This window comes from Flavobacterium suncheonense GH29-5 = DSM 17707 (assembly GCF_000430025.1).
GTDB classification, from domain to species: Bacteria; Bacteroidota; Bacteroidia; order Flavobacteriales; family Flavobacteriaceae; genus Flavobacterium; species Flavobacterium suncheonense.
Genome location: NZ_AUCZ01000038.1, coordinates 1 through 2,168, shown reverse-complemented (window position 1 = coordinate 2,168; position 2,168 = coordinate 1). Strand labels below are relative to the sequence as shown.

Sequence of the window (2,168 nt, the reverse complement as noted above, 5' to 3'; positions counted from 1 at the left end):
TTTCTAACTTTTCGGTATATTTGTGAACGTAAATCATTAACTGTCGCAACTTTGCCAAGCTGCAACACGTTAACTGCCATTTTACCTCAAAAAAACGTCAAAAAAAAATGAAAAAAGTATTAAAGATTGTTGGAATTATTTTAGGGATAATTGTTTTAATAGTTGGAATAATTGGATTTATTGGATGGAAAAAAATGCAAAAATTTAATTTGGCTCAAGAACAAGCAAATTACATCATGGAAAATTTGGATAAACCAAATATTGGAGAAAAATTTCCGGTTAAATATTTTCCAAAAGAACAACTTGAACCAATTATTGGAGGAATAAGACAAAACTGTGATTGGAAAAATAAAGACGGAAAATTTGTTGATTTTTTTACTCAAAAAAACATTGGAGGAGTTGACCAAACTGCATTTATATATGAATATTATATGAAATGTGACAGTTTAAGATTTATTTTATCATTCAATGTAGATGGAGAACCTGAATTGATGGGATTTAAGCTTGAGCCAATTGAAACAGAAAATCCAATGATTTTATTTCCCGAAAAACAATTAAAAAATAGATAAATGAAGATAATCCCAATTGAGAAATTAACTTTAGTTTCAAATTTATCAAAATCTGAAGTAATTAAAGAATTAATTTCAAACACCAGACCAACACAAAGTTTTGGTTTTGGTAGTCAAAAAGTTGAAAATGCGAAACTTTTTCATGGAACTATTTATGGAGATAATTTCAATATAAAGAGGGTTATAGATTATAGAAATTCATTTCTTCCTGAAGTTAATGGAAAAGTTATTGAAAAAACAAATGGAACAGAAATCGAAATAGAACTAAAACCAGTTTCATTTGTAATGGTATTTATGGTAATTTGGTTAGGTGGAGTTTCGTTAGCATTTATTGCAACTTTAATAGGAGCAATAATTGGAGAAAGCCCTATACAAATTTGTTTGTTTCCCCTGGGAATGCTAATAATAGGTTTTGGAATGTTGAAATTTGGGTTCTCAACTGAAACTGAAAAAACAAAGAAAGATATCATTGAAATTTTAAAAGCAAAAGTGAAATAAAAACGGCAGTTAACAGCGGTTTAGCCGCATTGCTAGCTCAACTCTTAAAAGAAAATCCTTCGGATTTTCGAGCCGTGCGTTTCATAGCATATTTTTCGTAAATTGCCGCAACGACGGCTAAGCCTGAAACGTTAGCAGTAACCTTTCAAAAAATGAGTGATACTAAGAAATATACAATGGATGATTATGCACTTGAATTAAGGCATGATGTACTAATCACAGCTTTAGTACTTGAAAAACTTTCTGCAAAATATTTAGCTGCGTTATTAGGTATTAAGGATTATAAAACCACAAAATCCTTTGGTAATAAAAGTGGAAACTTATCATTTAACCAAAAAATTGAATTATTAATTGACATTGATGCTCTATCAAAGGAGGAAAAAAAGAAGTTCCAAACATTCATGGAAATAAGAAATCAATTCATGCATAATATAGATGTGAAATCTTATACCGAATGTTTCGATATGTTGGAAGGAAAAGAGAATTTTATACTGAAACTATATCCTTTAGAGGTCGATACTATTAAAGAAGTAAAACTAAGAATTGCTACAGAAAGATTAGCAGTTGAATTGGTTGACACTCTTAATAAACTAATTAACAAAATAGCTAAATACAATCTTGATAAATTAAAATTCGAAACACTTGAAGTTATTCATCCAAAATATGTAGAATGCGTTAATGGTATGAAGAATATCTACAAAAATCACATTTTAAACAAACTTGATTTAGATAAAAATATAAACCAATCTGAACTTTCCAACTTAGACAAAGAAATTAGGACGAACTTTAAAGGTTTTTGGGATTTAGAAAAAAATTAAGGCTACTGCTAACAAGGGTTTTATGCAAGTGGGGTTTTAGGATTTATCGGTAAAGGTTAGTGTTTGCACTTTCTTCTTCGAAGTGAGGTTTTTTCTTTCAATCTTTTCGGTATATTTGTAAACGTCAGTAATAAAAATCCCCACCTGCATAAAGCCCCGGGACGTTAGCGGTAATTATTAACAACATTCGGAGAATTCAATAACTTAATGCAACAAATGATAAATTTTATCTTTGTTGAATTATGCAAAAATCTCGCAGACGATTAACACTAGAAGAGCGGAT

The 2,168-nt window shown here is 29.8% G+C and carries 3 protein-coding genes; all 3 read left to right on the top strand.

Annotated elements, in window-relative coordinates:
• Positions 1-107: 107 nt before the first annotated feature.
• The 3 genes from G498_RS0109955 to G498_RS0109945 all read left to right on the top strand — a co-directional run bounded on the left by G498_RS0109955 (position 108) and on the right by G498_RS0109945 (position 1,885).
• Entirely contained in the window at positions 108-569 is a 462-nt protein-coding gene (locus G498_RS0109955; RefSeq protein ID WP_026981018.1) for a hypothetical protein, read from the top strand.
• Positions 570-1,067: a hypothetical protein gene (locus G498_RS0109950; RefSeq protein WP_026981017.1), complete on the top strand. Its 498-nt coding sequence runs from the start codon at positions 570-572 to the stop codon at positions 1,065-1,067.
• Positions 1,068-1,219: 152 nt separating this feature from the next.
• On the top strand, positions 1,220-1,885 hold the full coding sequence (locus G498_RS0109945) for a hypothetical protein (protein WP_026981016.1): 666 nt from the start codon (positions 1,220-1,222) through the stop codon (positions 1,883-1,885).
• The last annotated feature ends 283 nt before the right edge of the window (positions 1,886-2,168 follow it).